The organism is Kitasatospora indigofera, from assembly GCF_014655955.1.
GTDB classification, from domain to species: domain Bacteria; phylum Actinomycetota; class Actinomycetes; order Streptomycetales; family Streptomycetaceae; genus Kitasatospora; species Kitasatospora indigofera.
Window position 1 is genome coordinate 1 of record NZ_BNBO01000031.1, and the last position, 23,310, is coordinate 23,310.

The following is a 23,310-nucleotide window of genomic DNA, read 5'->3' on the forward strand; positions in this document are numbered from 1 at the left end:
CCCTCACCGCCCTCGGCTACCGCTGGTCCACCACCACCTTCAACCGCGACCCCAAGTAACCACGGTGACGACGCGGGCCTCTCCCGCTCCCCCGCACCGCACCGCACCGCACACCGCCCCAGGACGGCGCACCCGACACCACGTCGGCCCGCGCCGGCCCGGGGCGGACGGCTGTCCGGAGACGGGACGTGCTCCGGGGCAGCGGCTCGGGCGGAGTCGCAACGGCGGTACGGCCCGGCCGCCCCGCTCTCAGACCGTCGGGCCCCCGTCGAGCTGCTCGATGGTGGCGATGGACGGGCGGCGGGTGCGCTGCAGACCGCGAGCGACCTCCTCGGCGTCGCGCAGGACGCGGACGGCGTTGTGCCAGGTGAGCTTGGCGAGGTCGGCCGCCGACCAGCCCCGGTGGAGGAGTTCGGCGATCAGGTTGGGGTAGCCGGCCACGTCGTCCAGGCCGGCCGGGACGAACGCGGTGCCGTCGAAGTCGCCGCCGATGCCGATGTGGTCGATCCCGGCCACCTCGCGCATGTGGTCCAGGTGGTCGGCGACGGTCGCGGGGGTGGCGACCGGGCGGGGGCTGGCCGCCTCGAAGGCGCGCTGCTGGTCCATCGCGGCCGGGGTGGTCTCCAGCGGGTGGAAGCCGTGCGCGCGCATGTTGTCGTCGGCGGCGAGCGTCCACTCGATGGCCGCGGGCAGGATGAACTTGGGGACGAAGGTGGCCATCGCCAGACCGCCGTTGCCGGGCAGCTGGGCGAGCACGTCGTCGGGGACGTTGCGCGGGTGGTCGCAGACCGCGCGGGCGGAGGAGTGCGAGAAGATCACCGGCGCCTCGCTCACCCGCAGGGCGTCCCGCATGGTGCCGGCGGAGACGTGCGAGAGGTCGACCAGCATGCCGAGGCGGTTCATCTCGCGGACGACCTCCTCGCCGAAGCGGGTGAGTCCGCCGGCCACCGGCTTGTCGGTGGCGGAGTCGGCCCACGGCAGGTTGTCGTTGTGGGTGAGCGTCAGGTAGCGCACGCCCAGTTGGTGCAGGGCGCGCAGGGTGGCCAGCGAGCAGTCGATGCTGTGGCCGCCCTCGGCGCCCATCAGCGAGGCGATCCGGCCCTCGGCGCGGGCGGTCTCCATGTCGTCGGCGGTCAGGGCGAGCCGCAGCCGGTCCGGGTAGCGGTCGGTGAGCGCCCGGACGAAGTCGATCTGCTCCAGGGTGGCGCTGACCGCGTGGTCGCCGGCCAGGTCGGAGCGGACGTAGACGGACCAGAACTGGGCGCCGACCCCGCCCGCGGCGAGGCGGGCGAGGTCGGTGTGCAGCCGTACGCGCTGGTCGGCGGCCAGGTCGATGGCGTCCAGGTCGTACCCGGCCTGGGCCCGCATCGCCCAGGGGAGGTCGTTGTGACCGTCCACCACCGGGGCCTCGCGGAGCAGCGCCCTGGCCCGCTCGACCAGCTCCGGGCCGGGCCCGCCGGCCGGGGCGGTCCCGGGCGTCGAAGCCCGGCCGCCGGCCGGCGCCGGTCCGTCGTTCTGCCCGTCGGCCTGCCCAGGGATCTGCTCAGAAGTCATATGACCTCTTGTATCCCGAAGAGCTACTTCCCGAAACCGAAGGCGGTGGAGCCCGCCACCTTGGCGCGCAGCTTCTTGCCCTTCTCGGTGGCCTGGCTGTTCAGCTCGGCCTGGAAGTCGGTCATCCGCTCGGTCAGCTCGGGGTCGAACGCGGCCAGGATGCGGACGGCCAGCAGGCCGGCGTTGCGGGCGCCCGCGACCGAGACGGTCGCCACCGGCACGCCGGCGGGCATCTGCACGATCGACAGCAGGCTGTCCATGCCGTCCAGGTAGCGCAGCGGCACGGGGACGCCGATCACCGGCAGCGGGGTGACCGAGGCGAGCATGCCCGGCAGGTGGGCGGCGCCGCCGGCGCCCGCGATGATCGCCTTCAGGCCGCGGGTGTGCGCGTTCTCCCCGTAGGCGACCATCTCGCGCGGCATCCGGTGCGCGGAGACGACGTCCACCTCGTACGGGATCTCGAACTCGTCGAGCGCCTGGGCGGCGGCCTCCATCACGGGCCAGTCCGAGTCCGAGCCCATGACGATGCCGACGACGGGAGCAGTGGGGTTGCTCATTCGGTGATCGTTCCTCGCAGGTAGGCGGCCGCGTGGCGGGCGCGCTCGCGGACGTCGTCGAGGTCCTCCCCGAAGACGTTGACGTGGCCGACCTTGCGGCCGGGCTTCACGTCCTTCCCGTACATGTGGATCCGCAGCCCGGGGTCACGGGCCATGCAGTGCAGGAAGGCGTGGTACATGTCCGGGTAGTCGCCGCCGAGGACGTTCACCATGACGGTCCACCGGGCGCGCGGGCGGGGATCGCCGAGCGGCAGGTCGAGCACCGCGCGCAGGTGGTTCTCGAACTGCGAGGTGACCGAGCCGTCCTGGGTCCAGTGGCCGGAGTTGTGCGGACGCATCGCCAGCTCGTTGACCAGGATCCGGCCGTCGCGGGTCTGGAACAGCTCCACCGCGAGGTGACCGGTGATGTCCAGGTCGCCGGCGATCCGCAGGGCCAGCGCCTGGGCCTCGGCGGCCATCGCCGGGTCGAGGTCCGGCGCGGGCGCGGTGACCTCGGCGCAGACGCCGTTCTCCTGGACGCTCTCCACCACCGGGTAGGCGACGGCCTGGCCGCTGGGCGAGCGGACCACGCTCGCGGCCAGCTCGCGCAGGAAGTCGACCTTCTCCTCGGCCAGCACCGGGACGCCGGCCAGGAACGGCGCGTGCGCCTGCTCCTCGTCGTCGACGACCCAGACGCCCTTGCCGTCGTAGCCGCCCCGGACGGTCTTCAGCACGACGGGGTAGCCGTCGCCCTCGTTCGCGAAGGCGGTCACGTCGGCCGGGTCGGCGACCAGGCGGTGGCGGGGGCAGGGCACGCCGATGGAGTCGAGCTTGGCCCGCATGACGCCCTTGTCCTGGGCGTTCACCAGCGCCTCGGGGCCGGGCCGCACCGCGATGCCGTCCGCCTGCAGCGCCCGCAGGTGCTCGGTCGGGACGTGCTCGTGGTCGAAGGTGATCACGTCGCAGCCGGCCGCGAAGCGGCGCAGGGTGTCGAGGTCGCGGTAGTCACCGAGGACGACGTCGGAGACCACCTGCGCGGCCGAGTCCTGCGGGGTGTCGGCGAGAAGCTTGAAGCGCACACCGAGCGGGATGCCCGCCTGGTGCATCATGCGGGCCAGCTGCCCGCCGCCGATCACGCCCACCACTGGAAAATTCGCCTTGCCCGGGAAAGTCACCTTGCAAGGATATCCGGGCCGGTGGGGGCCGATGGACAGGCCGCCCGCGGGCCCTCACGGCCGGCCTGGCGGGCGTTCCCCGGCCGAGGCCCTGCTGAGCCACCTGGCTGAAGCGAGTAGCCTGGATCGCTGGGTCCCGGAGCACGCTGATCGGATCATGTGTGCGGTGGGTTCACGGAGTGCTGCGCGCCCGCGCAGGTATCTCTCGTCCGCAGGCACAGGAGACAGCCGGGTATGACGACGACCGCCCCTTCGCGACCTTCCCTCACCGAGCGGCTCAGCGGCATCTCCGGTGAAGTGGTCAAGTTCGGCATCGTCGGCCTGATCGGCGTCGTCGTGAACTTCGGCGTCTCCAACGCCGTCCTGCACCTCACCGGCTGGGCACCGGTGCGCTGCTCGGTGATCGGAACGGCGGTCGCCATCGCGGCCAACTACCTCGGCTACCGCTACTGGGTCTACCGCGACAGCGACGCGGCCTCGCGCCGCCGCGAGATCACCCTGTTCCTCATCTTCAGCGGCATCGGCATGCTGATCGAGAACGGCACGGTCTGGTTCTCCACCTACACCCTGGGCCTGCACGGCACGCTCGCCTACAACGTCTCCAAGGCCGTCGGCACGGGCCTCGGCACGCTGTTCCGCTTCTTCTCGTACCGCACCTGGGTCTTCAAGGCGATCCCCGAGGTGGCGAAGCCCGAGGAGGCGGCGCTGCCGCGCCCACAGCTCGGCACCGAGGGCCAGGCCGGCCGGGCCGCCCACGCCGGGCCGCCCGCGGCGGGCGGTCACGTCCCCGCACCCGCGCCCGCCGAGCGGGTCGCGGCGCGCTGAGGGTCCGGCACCCGGAGCACCGGCGGCCCGGTTCGCGAGCAGCGAGCCGGGCCGTTCCTGTACCCGGCTGATCCTCGTTCGGGCCCGGCTGATCCTCGTTCAGGCCCGGCCGGCCCGGCGCCCGGGGGGCCGGGTCCTAGCCGGCCCGCTGGTCGTCGTCCTTGTGGCTCCGCCCGAGGAAGAGCGCGAACACCGGCGGCCGCAGCGAGAGCAGCTCCAGCCGGCCGCCATCCGCCTCCGCCAGGTCCCGGGCCACGGCCAGGCCGATGCCGGTGGAGTTGCGGCCGCTGACCGCGCGCTCGAAGACCCGGTTGCCGAGCTCCGGCGGGACGCCGGGCCCCTCGTCCTGGACCTCCACCACGATCGTGGTGCCGGACGGCCGGACCCGCAGGGTGATCATGCCCGCGCCGTGCATCAGCGAGTTCTCGATCAGCGTGGCGAGCACCTGGGCGACCGTGCCCGGTGTGCCGACCGCCGCCACCCCGCGCAGGCCGTCCACCTCCAGCAGCCGGCCGGTGCCGCGCAGCGAGGGCGCCCACTCCTCGACCTGCTGCTTGATCACCTCGTCCAGGTCGAAGGAGACGGCGGCCGGGCTGCGCGGGTCGCGCTGGTTGGTCAGCAGCCGCTGCACGACGTCGGTGAGCCGCTCGACCTGCTGGAGGGCGATGGTCGCCTCCTCCTTGACGGTCTCCGGGTCCTCCGCGACGGCGGTGATCTCCTCCAGCCGCATCGAGAGCGCGGTGAGCGGGGTGCGCAGCTGGTGGGAGGCGTCGGCGGCGAGGCGGCGTTCCGCGGTGAGCATCCGGGCGATCCGCTCGGCGCTGAGGTCGAGCACCTCGGCCACCCGGTCCAGCTCGGGCACGCCGTAGCGGCGGTCGCGCGGGCGGGGGTCGCCCGAGCCGAGCCGCTCGGCGGTCTCGGCGAGGTCGGTGAGCGGCCGGGCCAGCCGCTTGGCCTGCCAGACCGCGAGGGCGACGGCCGCCTGGACGGCCAGCAGGGCGACCACGCCGAGCAGCAGCAGCATGTTGGCGATCTCGTGGTCGACGTCCGCGCGGGACTGCTCGACGATCACCGTCTCGCCGCTGGCCCCCTGGTCGACGGCCTTGAGGACGTGGTCCCCGGCGGGGCGGGTGCCGGTGGAGACCACCGCCTGGCCCGGGATGTCCACCTCGACGTAGCTGCCGTCGGTGACCTGGTTGGCGAACTTGTCGCCGGAGACCGGCTCCCCCGCCGCGAGCCGGTCCTCGACCAGGGCCAGCACCCGGGCCGCGGTCGCCTCCACCCGGTCCTGGGCGGAGTTGACGATGGTGCGCTTCTCGACCAGGGCGAGCGGGACGCAGAACACCACGACCACCACCAGGACCACGCCCAGCAGCGAGTTGATCATCCGGCGTTTCACGCTGCTGCTCCTGGGGTGGTCCGGGCCGGCCGGCCCGGGCTCGTACTCGGTCGTTCAGGTCCTGCGGGCGGTCAGTTCTTCTCGAACCGGAAGCCCACGCCGCGGACGGTCGCGATGTAGCGCGGGTTGGCCGCGTCGTCGCCCAGCTTCTTGCGCAGCCAGGAGATGTGCATGTCGAGGGTCTTGGTGGAGGTCCACCAGGTGGTGTCCCAGACCTGGCGCATGATCTCCTCGCGGGTGACCACCCGGCCGGCGTCCCGGACCAGCACCCGCAGCAGCTCGAACTCCTTGGCGGAGAGGGTCAGCTCCTCCTCGCCGAGCCAGGCCCGGTGCGACTCGATGTCGATCTTCACGCCGTGCGCGCCGGTGGTCAGCTGGTCGACGTTGCCGCGGCGCAGCAGGGCCCGGACGCGGGCCAGCAGCTCGGCGAGCCGGAACGGCTTGGTGACGTAGTCGTCGGCGCCGGCGTCCAGGCCGACCACGGTGTCCACCTCGTCGGCGCGGGCGGTGAGCACCAGCACGGGGCAGCTCTTGCCGTCGGCGCGCAGCCGGCGGCAGACCTCCAGGCCGTCCATCTCGGGCAGGCCCAGGTCCAGGACGACGAGATCGACCTCCTCGGTGAGGCCGGCGGCCAGCGCGGCGGGGCCGTCCTCGCGGACGAGCACCTCGTAGCCCTCGCGTCGCAGGGCCCGGGCCAGCGGTTCGGAGATCGCCGGATCGTCCTCGGCGAGAAGCACACAGGTCATGGGGCGATCGTAGTCCGCCCGGCACTCCGCGTTGACCCTGTGAGGTGATTCACAGAGAGTGATCATCCGGCGAGGGCGACGCCCGTTCGACCACGATCGTCACCACCGACGCTTCGTCGAATATTCTGCGATTCGATCTTGATTTCCAAGGAAACTATCCGCATTAGCCATGGATGGACGAGTAAGGCAAGCCTCAGGCTTTACCTCCGCCATACCTTTTCGCCGCGATTTGTCAGCCGATGTGCCCAAAAACGGCCACGTACAGTGGTTTGGTCCCCGTCCAGTCCACCACCCTCGGCGGACGGGTCCCCCGCAGCAAGGAACCTCTACTCATGGCGTCATCGACCCTGGACGTCGGCGTACAGCGCCCGACGTCCCCCGGCGGCAAGACCTTCCTCGGGCACCCCCGGGGCCTTGCCACCCTCTTCATGACCGAGATGTGGGAACGCTTCAGCTTCTACGGAATGCGCGCCCTGCTGGTGCTCTACCTGGTCGCGGGCACCTCCGAGGGCGGGCTCGGGTACACCGCCGCCGTCGGCGCCGCGATCTACAGCGTCTACAACGCGATGCTCTACCTGCTCGCCCTGCCCGGCGGCTGGCTCGCCGACCGCTTCTGGGGCGCCCGGAAGACGGTCGCCGTCGGCGGCGGCATCATCATGACCGGCCACTTCCTGCTGGCCGTGCCGTCCACCGCCTCCTTCTTCGCCGGCCTGGCCCTCATCGCCGTCGGCTCCGGCCTGCTCAAGGCCAACATCTCGACGATGGTCGGCCACCTGTACGACGGCCCGAACGACCCCCGCCGTGACGGCGGATTCACCATCTTCTACATGGGCATCAACCTCGGCGCCTTCCTGGCCCCGCTGGTGATCGGCACCGTCGGCCAGAACATCGGCTGGCACTTCGGCTTCGCGCTGGCCGGCGTCGGCATGGCGCTGGGCCTCGTCCAGTACCTGATGGGCACCCGGCACCTGAGCGCCCGCAGCGACGTGGTGGCCTCGCCGATCACGCCCGCCGAGAAGACCGCCGTGTTCCGCAAGGCCGCGGTCTGGGCGGCCCTGGCCGTGGTGTTCTTCGGCGTCGTCACGCTGTCCGGCCGGATGTCGGTCGACTGGGTGATCTGGCCGCTGTCCATCGCCGGCATCGCCGTCCCGGTGCTCTACTTCGCCCGGATCAAGCGGGACAAGGACCTGGACGAGGCCGAGCAGTCCAAGATGAAGGGCTTCATCTGGTTCTTCGTGGCCGCCGCCGTGTTCTGGATGATCTACGACCAGTCCGGCTCGACGCTCAACATCTTCGCGACCGACTCGACCGCCTCCACGCTGTTCGGCTTCGACTTCCCGTCCAGCTGGTTCCAGTCGCTCAACCCGCTCTACATCATGGCGCTGGCCCCGGTCTTCGCCTGGCTCTGGGTCTGGCTCTCGCGCCGCGGGAAGAACCCCAGCACCACCATGAAGTTCGCCTTCGGCCTGCTGCTCATCGGCGCGTCCTTCCTGGTCATGATGCTGGCGATGGGCGCGGCCGCCGGCGGCGCCAAGGTCTCGCCGCTCTGGCTGGCGATGGTCTACCTGATCCAGACCGTCGGCGAGCTGACGCTCTCCCCCGTCGGCCTGTCCGTCACCACCAAGCTGGCCCCCGCCAAGTACGGCAGCCAGATGATGGGCCTGTGGTTCCTCGCCGTCACGGCGGGCGACTGCGTGGCCGCCATCATGCAGCTGCTGGTCGGCGACGCGACCGGCTCCACCTGGTACTTCGCCTCGCAGGGCGTGCTCGCGGTGATCGCCGGCATCGCGCTCACGATGTACCGCAAGAACGTGGTCCGGATGATGGGCGACGTGCACTGACGCCAGGCGCACCCGCACACGCGTGAGGGCCGGTACGGATCCGTCCGTACCGGCCCTCACGCGTACCGCGGCCCCGCCGCGGGTCAGAGCTCGCGCACCCCGGCCCGCCAGACGGCGGCGGTCAGCGGCACCCCCGGCCGGTAGGCCAGGTGGACGTGCGAGGGCGCGTCCAGCAGCAGCAGGTCGGCCCGGGCGCCGGGGGCGATCAGGCCGACGTCCGGCCGGCGCAGCGCCCGGGCGCCGCCGGCCGTCGCCGCGTGCACGGCCTCGTCCGGGGTCATCCCCATCTCACGGACCGCGACGGCGATGCAGAAGGCCATCGAGCTGGTGAAGCTGGAGCCCGGGTTGCAGTCCGTGGAGAGCGCGACGGTGGCGCCCGCGGCCAGCAGCCGGCGGGCGTCCGGGTAGGCGGCGCGGGTGGAGAACTCCGCGCCGGGCAGCAGCGTGGCCACCGTCGCCGAGCCGGCCAGCGCGGCCACGTCCTCGTCCGTCAGGTGGGTGCAGTGGTCGGCGGAGGCCGCCCCCAGCTCCACCGCGAGCTGCACGCCCGGGCCGTACGACAGCTGGTTGGCGTGCACCCGGGGGGTCAGGCCGCGCGCCACGCCGGCCGTCAGGACCGCCCGGGCCTGGTCCCCGTCGAAGGCGCCGTTCTCGCAGAACACGTCCACCCAGCGGGCGAACGGGGCGCAGGCGTCCAGCATCTCGCCGGTGACCAGGTCCACGTAGCCGGCCGGGTCGTCCGCGAACTCCGGCGCGACCACGTGCGCACCGAGGTAGGTGGTCTCCGGGGTGTGCCCGGCCGCGATCCGCAGCGCCCGGGCCTCGTCCTTCACGGTCAGGCCGTAGCCGGACTTGCACTCGACCGTGGTGGTGCCCTGGTGCAGCGCCTCGCGGACGAAGCGGGCCAGGTTGGCGTCCAGCTCGGCGTCGGTGGCCGCGCGGGTCGCGGCCACGGTGGTGCGGATGCCGCCCGCCGAGTAGGCCTGCCCGGACATCCGGGCGTTGAACTCGGCGGTCCGGTCACCCGCGAAGACCAGGTGCGCGTGCGAGTCGACGAAGCCGGGCAGCAGGGCGCGGCCGCCCGCGTCGAACCGCTCGTCGGCGGCCGGCGCCGCACCGGCCGGGCCGACCCAGACGACGGTGCCCGCGTCGATCACCACGGCCGCGTCGGTGAGCAGCCCGAGCGGGCCCGTCCCGTGCGCGGTGTCGTTGGTGACCAGGCTGCCGATGCCGGTGATCAGGGTGCTCGGCGCCGCCGGGGAGCCCGGCGCGGCCGTGGTGCTGTGCGTGCTCACAGGAGCCCTTTCAAGGTGATGGCCCCGGGGGCGGGCGCAAGGTGGTGGCCCCGGGGGCGGACGGCGGGATCAGCCCCCGTGCCCGCCCCCGGGTGTCTTCAGGAGCTCAGCGCGGCGATCGAGTCGCGCAGCGCCGCCGGGACGTCCGGCACCAGCTGGTGCACGCCGTCCCGGACGACCTGCCGCCCGCCGACCACCACGTGCCGGACGTCGGCGGCCGACGCGGCGAAGACGGCGGTCTCGGCGCCGAGCCGGGCCGGCGGGCCCGCCGTGCGGACCGAGTCGAGCGCGAGGACGGTGAAGTCGGCGAGGGCGCCCGCCTCGATCCGGCCGGCCTCCGGCCAGCCGAGCGAGGCGTGGCCGTCCTCGCTGCCGGCCCGGAGCAGCGCGTTGGCCGTCCAGTGGCCCCTGGTCCGGGTGCGCAGCCGCTCGTTCAGCTCCAGCGCGCGGGCCTCCTCGAACGGGTCGATCACCGCGTGGCTGTCGCTGCCCAGGCTGACCGGGCAGCCGGCCGAGGCGAGCCGGCGGGCCGGGCCGATGCCGTCCGCGAGGTCCCGTTCGGTGGTCGGGCACATGCAGATGGTGGTGGAGGAGTCCGCCAGCAGCCGGATGTCCTCGTCCGTCAGGTGGGTCGCGTGCACCGCGGAGGTGCGCGGGCCGAGCACGCCGTGGTCGGCCAGCAGCCGGGTCGGGGTGACGCCGTGCGCGGTGAGGCAGGCGTCGTTCTCGGCGGTCTGCTCGGAGAGGTGGACGTGCAGCGGCGCCCTGCGCATCGACGCCCAGTGCGCGATGGTGCCCAGCTGGTCGGCCGGCACCGCCCGCACCGAGTGCACGGCCGCGCCGATCCGGGCGTGCTCGCGCGGCTTCAGGCCGTCCGCGCGGACGGCCCAGGCGTCGGCGTCACCGTCGCTGAACCGCAGCTGCGGCTTGGTCGGCTCGGTGCCGAAGCCGGAGGAGAGGTAGCAGGTGTCCAGCAGGGTGATCCGGATGCCGGCCCGGGCGGCCGCCTCGATCAGCGCCTCGCCCATCGCGTTGGGGTCGTCGTAGCGGCCGCCGCCCGGCGCGTGGTGGAGGTAGTGGAACTCCCCCACCGCGGTGATCCCGGCCAGCGCCATCTCGGCGTAGACGGCGGTGGCGAGCGCCAGGTAGCTGTCGGGGTCGAGCGCGCAGGCGAACTTGTACATGGTGTCGCGCCAGGTCCAGAAGGTGCCGGAGCCGACCTGCACGGTGCCGCGCAGCGCCCGGTGGAAGGCGTGCGAGTGCGCGTTCGCCTGGCCGGGCACCAGCAGCCCCTCCAGCCGGACGGCGCCGGACGGGCAGGGCCCGCTGTCCGGGGTAACCTTGGCGATCCGGCCGCCGTCGACGGTGCTGATCAGCACGTCCCGCTCGACCACCGGGCCGTTGACGTGCGGGAGCCAGGCGTACTGCGCCCAGAAGGTTACCGACACGCCAGGTCCTCCAGTACGTGTGCCAGCGCGGCCACCCCGGCGAGGCAGTCGGCCTCCTCGGCGTGCTCGGCCGGGGAGTGCGAGACGCCGGTGGGGTTACGTACGAACAGCATGGCGGTCGGCACGGCCGATGCCAGGATTCCGGCGTCGTGTCCCGCGCCGGTCGGCAGCACCGGCACCCCGCCGAGGGTGCGGGCCAGGCGGTCACGCAGCACCTGGTCGAACTCGACGACCGGGGTGAACGACTCCCGGGTCAGCTCGACCCGGACGCCGTCCCGCCCGCCGTGCTCGACGGCCGCCGCCCTGATCTCCTCGACCACCCGCTGCAGGGTCGCCTCGTCGGCTGCCCGGGAGTCCAGCCAGCCCCGGACCAGGGAGGCGATCGCGTTGGTGCCGTTCGGCTCGACCGCGACCTTGCCGAAGGTCGCCAGCGCGCCCGCCGAGCGGGCCCGCTCGCGCGCGGCGAGCACCGTGCTCGCATAGCTGAGCATCGGGTCGCGGCGGTCCTCGATCCGGGTGGTGCCGGCGTGGTTGGCCTCGCCGTGGAAGTCGAACCGCCAGCGGCCGTGTGGCCAGATCGCGCCCGCCACGCCGACCGGCTGGTCCTCGGTCAGGTAGCGGCCCTGCTCGACGTGCAGTTCGACGAACGCGCCGACCCGGCCCAGCCGGTCGGTGTCCGCGCCGATCGCGGCGGGGTCGTAACCGGCCTTCTCCATCGCGTCCGGCAGCCGGGTGCCCCGGGCGTCGCGCAGCTCGAAGGCCTGCTCCTTGGAGAGCACGCCGGCGCTCAGCCGCGAGCCGATGCAGGCGACGCCGAACCGCGCGCCCTCCTCGTCGCCGAAGTTGACGACGGCCAGCGGCCGCCGGAACTCCGCCCCGCGCGAGCGCAGCTCGTCCAGCGCGGCGAAGGAGGAGACCACGCCGAGCGGGCCGTCGTAGGCGCCGCCGTCCGGCACCGAGTCCAGGTGCGAGCCGGTGACCACCGCGTCGCCGGCCTCCGGGTCGCCGAGCCAGGCCCACTGGTTGCCGTTGCGGTCCAGTTCGTAGGCCAGGCCGCGGCTCTCGGCCTGCTCGCGGAACCACGCCCGGCACTCGGCGTCGGCGCCGTCCCAGGCGTGCCGTCGGTACCCGCCGGAGGCGGCGGAGCGGCCCACGGGGAGCAGCTCCGCCCACATCCGGCGGAAGGAGTCCTCGCTCACAGCTCGTTCATGGGGACGCGGACCCCGCGCTCGTCGGCGACCTCGTCGGCCCGGTCGTAGCCGGCGTCGACGTGCCGGATGACGCCCATGCCCGGGTCGTTGGTGAGCACCCGGCGGATCTTCTCCCCGGCCAGCGCGGTGCCGTCGGCGACGGTGACCTGGCCCGCGTGGATGGAGCGGCCGATGCCGACCCCGCCGCCGTGGTGGATGGAGACCCAGGACGCGCCGGAGGCCACGTTGACCATGGCGTTGAGCAGCGGCCAGTCGGCGATCGCGTCCGAGCCGTCCAGCATCGCCTCGGTCTCGCGGTACGGGGAGGCGACCGAGCCGCAGTCCAGGTGGTCGCGGCCGATCACGATCGGCGCGGCGAGCTCGCCGGACGCCACCATGTCGTTGAACCGCTCGCCGGCCTTGTCGCGCTCGCCGTAGCCGAGCCAGCAGATCCGCGCCGGCAGGCCCTGGAAGTGCACCTTCTCCTGGGCCATCTTGATCCAGCGGTGCAGCGACTCGTTCTCGGGGAAGAGGTCGAGCACGGCCTTGTCGGTCTTGGCGATGTCCTGCGGGTCACCGGAGAGCGCCGCCCAGCGGAACGGGCCCTTGCCCTCGCAGAACAGCGGCCGGATGTACGCGGGGACGAACCCGGGGAAGGCGAACGCCCGGTCGTAGCCGGCCAGCTGGGCCTCGCCGCGGATCGAGTTGCCGTAGTCGAAGACCTCGGCGCCGGCGTCCATGAAGCCGACCATCGCCTCGACGTGGCGGGCCATCGACTCGCGCGAGCGGGTGGTGAACTCGGCGGGCTTGGCGGCCGCGTAGTCCGCCATGTCCTCGAAGGCGACACCGGTCGGCAGGTAGCTCAGCGGGTCGTGGGCGCTGGTCTGGTCGGTGACGATGTCGATCGGCGCGTCCATCGCGAGCAGCTGCGGGAAGACGTCCGCGGCGTTGCCGAGCAGGCCGATCGAGAGCGGCTGCCGCTTGTCGCGGGCGTCGGTGGCGAGCTCCAGCGCGTGGGCGAGGCTGGTCGCCTCGACGTCCAGGTAGCGGTGCTCGATCCGACGCGAGATCCGGGACGGGTCGCAGTCGATGCAGATCGCCACGCCGCCGTTCATGGTGACGGCCAGCGGCTGGGCGCCGCCCATGCCGCCGAGGCCGGCGGTGAGGGTGATGGTGCCGGCCAGCGTCCCGTCGAACTTCTTGTTGGCGACGGCGGCGAAGGTCTCGTAGGTGCCCTGGAGGATGCCCTGGGTGCCGATGTAGATCCAGGAGCCGGCCGTCATCTGCCCGTACATGGTGAGCCCGAGGCTCTCCAGCCGGCGGAACTCCTCCCAGTTGGCCCAGTCGCCGACCAGGTTGGAGTTGGCGATCAGCACGCGGGGCGCCCACTCGTGGGTTTGCATCACGCCGACCGGGCGGCCGGACTGGACCAGCATGGTCTCGTCCTGCTTCAGGGTCTGCAGCGTGCGGACCATGGCGTCGTACGAGCGCCAGTCACGGGCGGCCTTGCCGGTGCCGCCGTAGACGACCAGCTTGGACGGGTGCTCGGCCACCTCGGGGTCGAGGTTGTTCATGAGCATCCGCAGGGCGCCCTCCTGCTGCCACCCCCGGGTGGTCAGGCCCGTCCCGCGTGCGGCACGCACCTCGCGCGGACCACTGCCCGTCTGCTGCTGCACCATGCTGCCGGCCTCCTTGCGGATGGATTCATTCAGGGTTGATAAGACTGAATATATCCAAACATCCGGGCGGCGGCCAGACATGCGGCCGGACATGCACGCGGGCCTGGGGTGAAGAGCCCCGTTCAGGCCGCGGACGGACCCGGGCCCGGGGCGCCGCCGGACCGGGCCCGCGGACGGTCCGGGCGCGTCAGCCCGGCGGTCCCGCGGACGGAGGTGGTGGCGGCGGCGCGGACGGAGGTGGCGGCGGGGGTGCGGGCGGCGCGGCCCCGCCCCGCAGGGCGGCCACCCTGAGCCGGTACTCGTCGACGTCGATCTCGCCGGATGCCAGCCGGCCCGCGAGCACCTGCTCGGGCGTGGGCGGCGCGGCGGCGCCCTGCCAGTGCGGCGGCGCGGCGACCGGGCCGGGGGTGCGGTGCGCGATCGCCCGCCACAGCAGCACCAGGACGCCGATCAGCACCAGCCCGAACAGCAGCGTGAAGATCCCGGGCACGATCCACGTCCACGCCGTGTCGTGCCCGTCATGCCAGTAGTGCCTCATCCTGCTCACCCGTCACAGACCGTGGGTCAGGTGGATATCCGCACGGTCCAGTGTGCGCCCGCGGCGCTGTGCTGCGCATAAGCGCCGTGCTGCACGGGAGAGCTGCCGGGGCGCCGCGCACGGGCGGCCGGGGCGCCGCGCGCAGGAACGGCCGGGGCCCGGCGGCCGCCCGCGCGGGGCGGGGCGGCCGGGGGCACCCGGCCGGCGGGCGGTGCTACGCCGCCGTCTCGCCGTCCCAGTCGATGCCGATCTCCGCGAGCCAGCGGCGGTCGTCGGCGTGCGGGGCGGGGCGGGGCGGCTGGTCCTGGCGGGCCGACGCCGCCGGGGAGGCCGGGACGGCCGGGTCCGGGGTCCGGGGCGAGCGCGGGATCTCCTGGATCGGGCCCAGGCCGTAGCGTTCGGCGGCGGCGGCCGAGGCGGCGTCGGGTTCGATCACGCCGACATGGACGGCGCTCTCGTCACCGGGGTCGAGGACGATGAGTTCGGGCTCGGGCAGCCGGCGCAGGGAGACCCGTCGGCCGCAGGTGGGGCAGGTCCACTCGTCGGCGCCCGTACCGAGCCGGCCGACCAGCTTCATCTCGTGGATCACACGCATGTCGTGCACTCCCCCAGCCATCGGCGAGGGAGGCCCCCGCCGTTCTGGTGGCCCCGTCAACAGGGCCTGTGGAGGGGATGCCCGGGTTTGGGTGGACTCACTCCCGGCGGGGCAGGTCCGGGGCCGGTCTACACCGAACTGTGCCCGGCGCGGCCGGTGCCGGCCCGTACGCCCGCGCCGGGCGGCCCCGGTGACGGTCACTCCGGCCCCACCGTCCACGCCTTTCCCGTGCGCCACGGGCTGCGGATCCGCCCGCCCGCCGGCTCCGGGCACTCACTCCAGGAAGAGCCCCCGGGCCGTCGCGGACTGCTCGATGCTCTCCAGCCGGGCCTCCGCCCCCGGGAGTTCGTCGCACATGGCCTGCAGCAGCACCCGGCCCAGCATCATCGGGGCGCAGGCGGTGTCGAAGACCAGCCCGGTGCCCACCGCCGCCGGCAGCAGCACGTCGGAGAGCTTAGCGACCGGCGCGAAGGCGCTGTCGGCGACGGTGAGGACGGTCAAACCGCATTCGCGGGCGGCGGTCAGAGCGTCCATCAGCTCGCGCGGGTAGCGCGGCAGGGCGAAGCAGAGCAGCGCGCTGGCCCCGGCCGCGGCGGCCTGCTCCAGGCGGTCGGTGAGCATCGAGCCGCCCTCGTCGATCAGCCGGATGTCCGGATGCACCTTGCCGGCGAAGTAGGCGAAGCCGCGGGCCTGGGCCGAGGCGGCGCGCAGGCCGAGCACCGGCAGCGGCCGTGAGGCGGCCAGCATCCGGGCGGCGCGCAGGACCGGCCCCGGGTCGGCGAGGAGTTCGGCGAGGTGACGCAGGTGGGCGATCTCCGCGAGGACCGCCTGCTGGTGCTCGTTGCGGACGGCGTCGTCCGGGCTCTCCGGCGCGGCCGGCTCGCCCGCGCCCAGCTCGCGCAGCTGCTTGCGCAGCGCCGGGTAGCCGTCGTAGCCGAGGGCGACCGCGAAGCGGGTCACCGAGGGCTGGCTGACCCCGGCCAGTTCGGCGACCTCGACGCTGGAGAGGAACGGCGCCTCGGTGGCGTGCCGGACCAGCGAATGGGCGATCCGGCGCTGGGTCGGCGTGAGCCGGTGCCCCTCGAACAGCTGGAGCAACCGGGCGGAGGGGCCGACGGAGCCGGCGTCGTCGGTGGCGGTCATCGGCTTTTCCTCCGGATGCGGGCTGTTCGGACGACTGTGCAGCAGTCTCGGCCCGTGGGCAAAGACGTCTCGACCGCCGGGACGGCGGCGGCCTCGGGGTGACCCTGATTTCTCCCTGAGCCGCCCCCGAAACCGGGCCCGTCCGGTGGACCCTGACGATCCGCCGACCGCAGAGTGACCGGTATGGACACTCGCCAGGACGAACTCAAGAAGGACCTCGACGCCGCCGTGCAGGCCCGCAAGGAGCTCGGGAAGGAGTTCGAGTCCGAACTCGTCGACTCGTTCCTCGCCCGGATCGACGCCCGGCTGGACGCCCGGGTCGAGCAGCGGGTCGCCGAGCGGCTCGGCGGGTACGGGCCGGCCGGGGCGTACCCGCCTGCCGACGCGTACGCGCGGGGCGGGCCGCACGGGCACCCGGGCCGGCGCCGGGGCCGGTTCGGCGGCGCCGGCCGGATGCCGGTGCTGTCCCTGGTGATGGGCGTACCGCTGTCCGGCATCGCCGCCGGCACCTCCGGATTCATGGGCCTGCTGGTGTGCTGGGCCGGCATCGTCGGGGTGAACTTCGCCGCCGCGCAGGCCGAGCGGCGCGAGGAGCAGGGCGCCAAGGACACCGCCCGGAGCGAGTGGGCCTGACCGGCGGCCGGTACCGCGGCCGGCCCACCCGTCCCCGGCCCACCCGCGGCCGGCCCACCCGCTCCGGGACGGATCAGGCCAGCGGCCCGGTGACGCGCTCGACGGCCCGCACCAGCTCGCCGGAGGCGACCAGCCCGGCGGCGGCCTCCAGGTCCGGCGAGAGGAAGCGGTCCCGGCCGGCCCCGCCCACGCCCGCCTCGCGGGCGGCGGCGAGCGCGGCCGCGGTGGCCGGGGCCAGCGGTCCGCTGCCGTCGGCCTGCCGGCGGATCTCCAGCGCGCGGGCGGCGGCGGTCAGCTCGACCGCGACGATCCGGCCCAGGTTCTCGACGGCCTGGCGCAGCTTGCGGGCGGCCGACCAGCCCATCGACACGTGGTCCTCCTGCATCGCGGAGGACGGGATGGAGTCGACCGAGGCCGGGACGGCCAGCCGCTTGTTCTCGCTGACCAGCGCCGCCTGGGTGTACTGCGCGATCATCAGGCCGGAGTCCACGCCCGGGTCGTCGGCCAGGAAGGCCGGCAGGCCGTGCGAGCGGGCCTTGTCGAGCAGCCGGTCGGTGCGGCGCTCGGAGATCGAGCCGAGGTCGGCGGCGGCGATGGCGAGGAAGTCCAGCACGTACGCGACCGGGGCGCCGTGGAAGTTGCCGTTGGACTCCACCCGGCCGTCGGCCAGCACCACCGGGTTGTCCACCGAGGCGGCCAGCTCGCGGGAGGCGACCAGCTGGGCGTGCGCGAGGGTGTCGCGGCCGGCGCCGGCCACCTGCGGGGCGCAGCGGATCGAGTAGGCGTCCTGGACGCGCGGGGCGTCGTCCTGGTGGTGGCCGGTGAGGCCGGAGCCCTTGAGCACGGCGAGCATGTTGGCGGCGCTGAGGGCCTGGCCCGGGTGCGGGCGGATCGGGCCGTGCAGCTCGGGGGCCAGCACCTTGTCGCTGCCGAGCAGGGCCTCCAGCGACATCGCGGCGGTGATGTCGGCGGTGGTGAACAGGCGGGACAGGTCGGCGATGGCCATCACCAGCATGCCGAGCATGCCGTCGGTGCCGTTGATGAGGGCCAGGCCCTCCTTCTCCAGCAGCTCGACCGGGGCGATGCCGGCCTCGGCGAGCAGCTCGCCGGCCGGGCGCTCGGTGCCGTCCGGGCCGTACGCGACGCCCTCGCCCATCAGGACGAGCGCGCAGTGCGAGAGCGGCGCCAGGTCGCCCGAGCAGCCGAGCGAGCCGAACTCCCGGACGACCGGGGTGATGCCGGCGTTGAGCAGGTCGGCGATGGTCTGCGCGACCAGCGGGCGGACGCCCGTCCGGCCGGAGGCGAGGGTCTTCATCCGGAGGAACATCAGCGCCCGGACCACCTCGCGCTCCACGGCCGGGCCCATGCCGGCGGCGTGCGAGCGGACCAGCGAGCGCTGCAGCTGGGCGCGCAGCTCGGGGCTGATGTGGCGGACGGCGAGCGCACCGAAACCGGTGGAGACTCCGTAGACGGGGCGCGGCTCGGCGGCGAGGGCCTCGATGGTGGCGCGGGCGGCCGCCATCTCGGCGAGCGCGTCCGGGCCGATCTCGACCCGGGCGTTGCCCCGGGCGACGGCGAGGACGTCCTCGGCGCTGACGTCGGCCTTGCCGACCCGGACGAGCGGCGCGTCGGGGGCCACAGCACTGTGCATATCCATATACACCATCACATCAGGTGAATGAAGATATGACAACCGGTGGCGCGACCCCGGCCGGGTGATCCGCGCCGCCACCCCGGATTACCCGGTCCGCCCCCGAGTGGCGCAGGCTGGTGGGGCGGACCGAACGAAGGCGGAGAACTGATGGGGCGAGCGACGGCACGGCGCCGGGTGGTCCGGCTGCGCGGGGACACGACCGGCGCGCGGCCGGACGCGCTGGCGGCGGAGGAACCGCTGGAGATACGCGTCGGCGGCGAGCCGCTGACCGTCACCATGCGCACCCCCGGGGACGACTTCGACCTGGTCGCCGGGTTCCTGGTCGGCGAGGGGCTGGTGCACACCGGCGACACCCTGGCCGCCCTGCGGTACTGCGCGGGCACCGACGAGGACGGCGCCAACACCTACAACGTGGTGGACGCGACCCTGCGCGGCGGCGCCGCGCTGCCGCTCTCCGCCCACCGGAACCTGCTGACCACCAGCGCCTGCGGCCTCTGCGGGCGCGACACCGTCGAAGCGGTCCGCACCCACGTCCGCTGGCCGGTCGCCGCCGACCCGCTGCGGGTCGCCCCGCGGCTGCTCTACGGGCTGCCGGACCAGCTCCGGGCGGCCCAGCGGACCTTCGACTCGACCGGCGGCCTGCACGCCGCCGGCCTCTTCGACGCCACCGGCCGGCTGCTCTGCGCCCGCGAGGACGTGGGCCGGCACAACGCCGTGGACAAGGTGATCGGCTGGGCGCTGCGCGAGGGCCGGCTGCCGCTGGCCGGGCACCTCCTGCTGGTCAGCGGCCGGGCCTCGTTCGAGCTGACCCAGAAGGCGGCGCTGGCGGGCGTCCCGCTGCTGGCCGCCGTCTCGGCGCCGTCCTCGCTGGCGGCCGACCTGGCCGAGGAGCTCGGCCTGACCCTGGTCGGCTTCCTGCGCGGCGAGAGCGCCAACGTCTACACCCGCCCCGACCGGGTGACCGCCGGGCCGGCCCCCGCGCCCGCCGGGCCGCCCGTCCACCAGCACGCGCACGGGGGCTGAGGCCCGCCGGGCGTCCGGGCAGCGGGGGCGGAACGCGCCGGCCCGGAACGGCACCACCCGGAACGACACCGTCCCGCCCACCGGTGGTGGACGGGACGGCGGACCGGACGGCCGGGGGCGCGGGACGGCTCACGTCCCGGCCGGGCCGGCGGACGTCAGTCGCGGCTGCGGCGACGGAGCATCAGCACCACCGCGATGATCACGGCGATCACCACCAGCAGCACCACGATGCCGATGACCACGCCGATCAGCTTGCCGAAGAACCCCGACTTCTTCTTCTTGGACTTGGACTTCGACTTCGCCAGCTCGGTGTGCTTCTTGGCGACGGTCACCGTGCTGCCGCTCGCCGGGGCCGCCGCCGGCGCGCCCTGGACGGCCTGCGCGGCCTGCGCGGGCGCTCCCTGGGCCGACACGGCCACGGCCGTACGGGGCGCGGCCTGCGCCGGGGCCGCGGCGATCGCCGCACCGCCGAAGGCCAGCGTCATGGACAGGACCGCACTAGCCAGACGTGCTCTCATCGACTCATCTCCCCGATCCGGCCGGGCCCACTTGGCCGCCGATCGCGCTCACTGTGCCACGCGCCACGACGGTGCGACAGGCCTGCGGCCACGACTGTTCCCGGACCGCTACCTGCCCGGAACAGAGCGGTCACCGACACGCACCGGCTACCCCGCCCGCCCCCGTTCATTCATGGGCCGGGCCGGTGCGCCGGCCACCCGGCGGGCGGGACGGGCTCAGGACGGCGGCGGGGAGGCCGGGCCGGAGAGGGCGACCGCGACCAGGGCCCGCATCGCGGAGGCGACCTGACCCAGCGGCAGGGTCGCGTCGTCCGCGAAGAGTTCGACCAGCCAGCCGCCGGCCACGTTCTGCCCGCCCGCCGCGACCATCCCCCGGTAGCCGCTGACCACCAGCATGGCCTCCTCGGCGGGGTCGTTGCCGGCCGCGCCGGCCCGCAGGGCGAAGGAGCCGCCGCGGACGGCGCGCCGGGTGAGGGGGTAGTGGCGCAGGTCGAAGATGGCGTCCGGGGCCTCGATCTGGGCCCGCTGGGTCTCGGCCCGGGAGCTGCTGGGGCCGCTGGTCATCCGGTACACGGCGTGCTGGACGGTGCGCATGAGGTGCGAGCCCGGCGGGACGTAGGAGATCCACCAGCCGACCGCGTCCAGCAGCCGGGCGGCGGTCTCGGCCACCCCGGCCAGCCGGCCCAGGGTGTCGGCGGGGTGGTGGGAGCGCACCGCGCCGGCCTGGTCGAGGGTGGCGAGCACGGCGGTGAGCAGCTGGCCGGGGTCGGCGCTGTGGGCGGCGCCGCGGATCCGGCGGCGGTCCCCGGCGGCGCGCGAGGAGGAGCCGCGGCCGCGGCCGTCCGCGCGGTGGTGCGGGTCGGCGGCGTCGGCGAGCAGGACGGTCGGGTCGGGGGTGAAGCCGGGGCCGTGGCTGCGGCCGGCCACCACGGGGTGGGCGGCGCGGGCGGCCTTGGCGCGGTACTGGGCGGCGTCGGCGAGCCGGAACAGCCGGTCGGGGGTGGTGACCGGGCCGATCGAGTCGCCGGTGGAGGCGACGCCGCAGGCCACGCCCTCGCCCTCGGCCAGGGCGAGCGCCCGGGCGCAGAGCTCCTCGGCGACGGCGACCACCTCGTCCGCCTTCTGGCCCTCCGCGAGCAGGCAGAACTCGTCGCCGCCGAGCCGGGCCGCGAGGCTGCCGGGGAGTTTGGCGGCGCCCAGCGAGAGCTGGTGGGCGAATCGTTCCAGCAGCCGGTCGCCGACCTCGTGGCCGAGCTGGTCGTTGACCCGCTTCAGGCCGTTGACGTCGCAGACCACCAGCGAGACGACGGTGTGGTCCCGGTTGTGGGCCTCCAGCGCGCTCTCCAGCCGGGCGTCGACGGCGCGCCGGTTGGCCAGTCCGGTGAGCGGGTCGGTGAAGGCGAGCCGGCGCAGGTCGGCGAGCCGTTCGGTCTGGGCGAGGCCGGCCGAGATCTGGGCGGCGAGCAGGGTGGCGTAGTCGGCGTCGGCCTCGGTGAACACCGGCAGACCGGCGGTGCGGGCCAGGTACAGCTCGCCCCAGGCCTGACCGTGCAGCACGATCGGCGCGACCAGGCAGCACTCGCGCCCGCGCCGGCGCAGCCCGGCCGCGCGGTGCTGGCGGAACGCGCCGGCGCCCGGCTGGGCGTGGCCGGCGGGTTCGGCGCCGTCCTCGGGTCCGGCCGGGCCGGCGGTCTGCAGCCAGGCGCGCGGCAGCCGGCCGGTGGTCCAGCGCTCCTCCAGGTAGGTGACGATCTCGGGGAAGTCCGCGACCGGGTAGGACTCGTCCTCCGGCAGCTCCTCCTCCCCCGGCGCCAGCTCGCCGTGGTTGACCAGCACCCGCAGCCGGCCGGACTCGCGGTCCCAGACCGAGACGGCCGCCATGGTGGCGTCGAGGGCGGCGGTGGCGCGGACGGCGGCGACCCGGACGGCCTCCAGCGGGGTGAGGGCGCCGGCCATGTCCTGGGCCAGCTCGACCACCGACTGCAGCCGCAGGTCGGGGGAGGGCGCGGACTGCTCGCGGTCCGTGACGCTGGCCTCACCGCTCACCGGCTCGCCTCGATCCTGTGGTCGGTCGTGGGTCGTTCGTGTGGTCGTCCGGTCGTCGTGGGTGCCGCCACGGTCACCGCCTCGGCCGGGCACGACTCCGGTGCCCCAAGACTAGGGCGACTTGCCGGGCGTATGCCCCATTTGTCCGGGACGACGCGTCCGGCCGCGCCACGGCTTCAGTCGTTGCGCGTACGCCGGGGGCGTCAGGCGTACGGCCGGCGCCGGTCGCTCCCGGAGCCCGGCGGCCCCGGAGTCCGGCGGCCCGGCCCTGGACGCAGCGGCAGAGCCGCCCCGCGGCCGTCAGTCCGTGCGGACCCGGCGCGAGAGCAGCCAGGGCTCGACCAGGCCGAGCCCGCGCACCGGGCGGCGCCACATCGGCTGCAGCCGGAACCGGTGCCCGGCGTTGACGTCCACCCCGACCGGCAGTCCGGCCGCGGCCGAGATGGCGTCGGCGAGGTCCGGGCCGTCCAGCTCCGCGGGCGCGACGCTGCCGTTCTGCTCCAGCACGGCCGCGAACTCGCCGTCGATCAGCACCGCGTCCTTGGGCGCGATCGAGGTGAGCCGGCTGGCCAGGTTCACCGTGGTGCCGAACACGTCGCCCATCCGGGAGGTCACGGTGCCGAAGGCGAGACCGACCCGCAGCTCGGGCATCGTGTCGTCGTCCGCCAGCGTCTCGACCAGGCCGAGCGCGATCTCGGCGGCCGTCACCGGGTCCTCCGAGACGTACAGGATCTCGTCGCCGAGGGTCTTGATGACCCGGCCGCCGAGGCCCGCGATCAGGTCCGAGCAGGTGTTCTCGAAGGTCTCGACCAGCTCGCCGAGCTCCTCCTCCTCCAGCCGGCGCGACAGCCGGGTGAACCCGACCAGGTCGGCGAAGCCGACGGCCAGCCGGCCGCTGGTGATCTCGGCGTCCTCGGCCGCCTGCACCACCCGGCCGGTGACGGCCGCCAGCTGCCGGCGCCAGACGTAGACCAGGAACTGCTCCAGCTCCGGCAGCAGGAGTTCGACCAGCGGGTAGGCGACGTCGGCGCGGGTCAGGCCCGGTTCGACGGCCTGGGTCAGGCTGTCCAGGAAGGTGTCCATCTGCCAGCCGGCCAGCCGGGCGGTGGTCTGGCCGGTGGAGCGCGCCACCTGGATCGCCATCGACTCGCTCAGCAGCCCGGACTCCACCAGGCCGGCCAGCCGGCGCAGGGCGATCACGTCGCCGTCGGTCAGCGCCCGGGACTGCCCGATGTCCGGGAAGCCCATCGCCCGCCAGAAGCGGGTGGCCAGCTCCATCGGCACATCGGCGGCCCGGGCGGCCTGGTACGGGGTGTAGCGGCGTGGTGCGTCCAGGATCAGCCGCTCAAGATCCAGCGCGACCGTCTGGTCGTCCGGATCCGCCTTGGCGCCGCCGTTGCCGTCCTCTGCCACCGGTCCGTCCCCGTGCGGTCGCCGCACTCGCTCATGTCCCGCCTACTCGACTTCCCCGG

General features: G+C 74.2%; 19 protein-coding genes and 1 pseudogene. 4 read left to right on the forward strand and 16 right to left on the reverse strand.

The window, feature by feature from the left end; genetic code table 11:
• Positions 1 to 249 precede the first annotated feature (249 nt).
• From IE329_RS24135 to IE329_RS24145, 3 genes are read right to left on the reverse strand one after another with little or no spacing between them, the layout of a single operon-like run.
• A complete protein-coding gene (locus IE329_RS24135) occupies positions 250 to 1,554 on the reverse strand; it encodes a dipeptidase (protein WP_190213056.1) in 1,305 nt (434 codons plus the stop codon).
• Positions 1,555 to 1,577: 23 nt separating this feature from the next.
• A complete protein-coding gene (gene purE / locus IE329_RS24140; RefSeq protein WP_190213057.1) occupies positions 1,578 to 2,111 on the reverse strand; it encodes a 5-(carboxyamino)imidazole ribonucleotide mutase in 534 nt (177 codons plus the stop codon).
• Entirely contained in the window at positions 2,108 to 3,199 is a 1,092-nt protein-coding gene (locus IE329_RS24145; protein WP_229927717.1) for a 5-(carboxyamino)imidazole ribonucleotide synthase, read from the reverse strand. The genes purE and IE329_RS24145 overlap by 4 nt, the downstream gene beginning before the upstream one ends.
• A gap of 300 nt (positions 3,200 to 3,499) precedes the next feature.
• On the opposite strand from IE329_RS24145, the gene IE329_RS24150 reads away from it, so the two are divergent.
• Entirely contained in the window at positions 3,500 to 4,090 is a 591-nt protein-coding gene (locus tag IE329_RS24150; protein ID WP_190213059.1) for a GtrA family protein, read from the forward strand.
• Positions 4,091 to 4,226: 136 nt separating this feature from the next.
• On the opposite strand, the gene IE329_RS24155 is transcribed toward IE329_RS24150, so the two are convergent.
• Both IE329_RS24155 and IE329_RS24160 read right to left on the reverse strand, forming a co-directional pair.
• Positions 4,227 to 5,489 (reverse strand): ATP-binding protein, encoded by a 1,263-nt coding sequence (locus IE329_RS24155; protein ID WP_190213060.1) that lies wholly within the window; start codon positions 5,487 to 5,489, stop codon positions 4,227 to 4,229.
• Positions 5,490 to 5,560: 71 nt separating this feature from the next.
• Positions 5,561 to 6,235, reverse strand: coding sequence for a response regulator transcription factor (locus tag IE329_RS24160; protein ID WP_073924168.1), 675 nt, complete (start codon positions 6,233 to 6,235; stop codon positions 5,561 to 5,563).
• A 332-nt stretch (positions 6,236 to 6,567) separates the two neighbouring features.
• Between IE329_RS24160 and IE329_RS24165 the strand changes: the two genes are divergently transcribed.
• Positions 6,568 to 8,076, forward strand: coding sequence for a peptide MFS transporter (locus tag IE329_RS24165; RefSeq protein WP_190213061.1), 1,509 nt, complete (start codon positions 6,568 to 6,570; stop codon positions 8,074 to 8,076).
• A gap of 83 nt (positions 8,077 to 8,159) precedes the next feature.
• Here the strand turns inward: IE329_RS24165 and hutI are convergent, their stop codons facing one another.
• The 7 genes from hutI to IE329_RS24200 all read right to left on the reverse strand — a co-directional run bounded on the left by hutI (position 8,160) and on the right by IE329_RS24200 (position 15,964).
• Positions 8,160 to 9,371 (reverse strand): imidazolonepropionase, encoded by a 1,212-nt coding sequence (hutI, locus tag IE329_RS24170; protein WP_190213062.1) that lies wholly within the window; start codon positions 9,369 to 9,371, stop codon positions 8,160 to 8,162.
• A 98-nt stretch (positions 9,372 to 9,469) separates the two neighbouring features.
• Positions 9,470 to 10,819: a formimidoylglutamate deiminase gene (locus IE329_RS24175; RefSeq protein WP_190213063.1), complete on the reverse strand. Its 1,350-nt coding sequence runs from the start codon at positions 10,817 to 10,819 to the stop codon at positions 9,470 to 9,472.
• Positions 10,810 to 11,994 (reverse strand): allantoate amidohydrolase, encoded by a 1,185-nt coding sequence (locus IE329_RS24180; protein ID WP_190213130.1) that lies wholly within the window; start codon positions 11,992 to 11,994, stop codon positions 10,810 to 10,812. The genes IE329_RS24175 and IE329_RS24180 overlap by 10 nt, the downstream gene beginning before the upstream one ends.
• Before the next feature lie 20 nt (positions 11,995 to 12,014).
• The gene (hutU, locus tag IE329_RS24185; RefSeq protein WP_190213064.1) at positions 12,015 to 13,688 is read right to left on the reverse strand and encodes a urocanate hydratase; all 1,674 of its coding nucleotides are present in this window, start codon (positions 13,686 to 13,688) and stop codon (positions 12,015 to 12,017) included.
• Positions 13,689 to 13,875: 187 nt separating this feature from the next.
• The gene (locus tag IE329_RS24190) at positions 13,876 to 14,226 is read right to left on the reverse strand and encodes an SHOCT domain-containing protein (RefSeq protein WP_190213065.1); all 351 of its coding nucleotides are present in this window, start codon (positions 14,224 to 14,226) and stop codon (positions 13,876 to 13,878) included.
• 214 nt (positions 14,227 to 14,440) lie between these two features.
• Complete coding sequence (locus tag IE329_RS24195; protein ID WP_190213066.1) at positions 14,441 to 14,821, reverse strand: hypothetical protein; 381 nt, start codon at positions 14,819 to 14,821, stop codon at positions 14,441 to 14,443.
• A gap of 273 nt (positions 14,822 to 15,094) precedes the next feature.
• Positions 15,095 to 15,964 (reverse strand): MurR/RpiR family transcriptional regulator, encoded by an 870-nt coding sequence (locus IE329_RS24200; protein ID WP_190213067.1) that lies wholly within the window; start codon positions 15,962 to 15,964, stop codon positions 15,095 to 15,097.
• A gap of 183 nt (positions 15,965 to 16,147) precedes the next feature.
• Between IE329_RS24200 and IE329_RS24205 the strand changes: the two genes are divergently transcribed.
• On the forward strand, positions 16,148 to 16,597 hold the full coding sequence (locus tag IE329_RS24205) for a hypothetical protein (RefSeq protein WP_190213068.1): 450 nt from the start codon (positions 16,148 to 16,150) through the stop codon (positions 16,595 to 16,597).
• 73 nt (positions 16,598 to 16,670) lie between these two features.
• On the opposite strand, the gene hutH is transcribed toward IE329_RS24205, so the two are convergent.
• Positions 16,671 to 18,254, reverse strand: a complete 1,584-nt coding sequence (hutH, locus tag IE329_RS24210; RefSeq protein ID WP_190213069.1) for a histidine ammonia-lyase — start codon at positions 18,252 to 18,254, stop codon at positions 16,671 to 16,673.
• Between the two features lie 144 nt (positions 18,255 to 18,398).
• On the opposite strand from hutH, the gene fdhD reads away from it, so the two are divergent.
• A complete protein-coding gene (gene fdhD, locus IE329_RS24215) occupies positions 18,399 to 19,274 on the forward strand; it encodes a formate dehydrogenase accessory sulfurtransferase FdhD (protein WP_190213070.1) in 876 nt (291 codons plus the stop codon).
• A 155-nt stretch (positions 19,275 to 19,429) separates the two neighbouring features.
• On the opposite strand, the gene IE329_RS24220 is transcribed toward fdhD, so the two are convergent.
• From IE329_RS24220 to IE329_RS24230, 3 genes and pseudogenes are all read right to left on the reverse strand, one after another.
• Complete coding sequence (locus tag IE329_RS24220) at positions 19,430 to 19,759, reverse strand: hypothetical protein (protein WP_190213071.1); 330 nt, start codon at positions 19,757 to 19,759, stop codon at positions 19,430 to 19,432.
• An 861-nt stretch (positions 19,760 to 20,620) separates the two neighbouring features.
• Positions 20,621 to 21,748, reverse strand: a pseudogene (locus IE329_RS40820) (GGDEF domain-containing protein); the annotation flags it as partial.
• A gap of 390 nt (positions 21,749 to 22,138) precedes the next feature.
• A complete protein-coding gene (locus IE329_RS24230; RefSeq protein ID WP_229912654.1) occupies positions 22,139 to 23,251 on the reverse strand; it encodes an adenylate/guanylate cyclase domain-containing protein in 1,113 nt (370 codons plus the stop codon).
• Between the last annotated feature and the right edge of the window lie 59 nt (positions 23,252 to 23,310).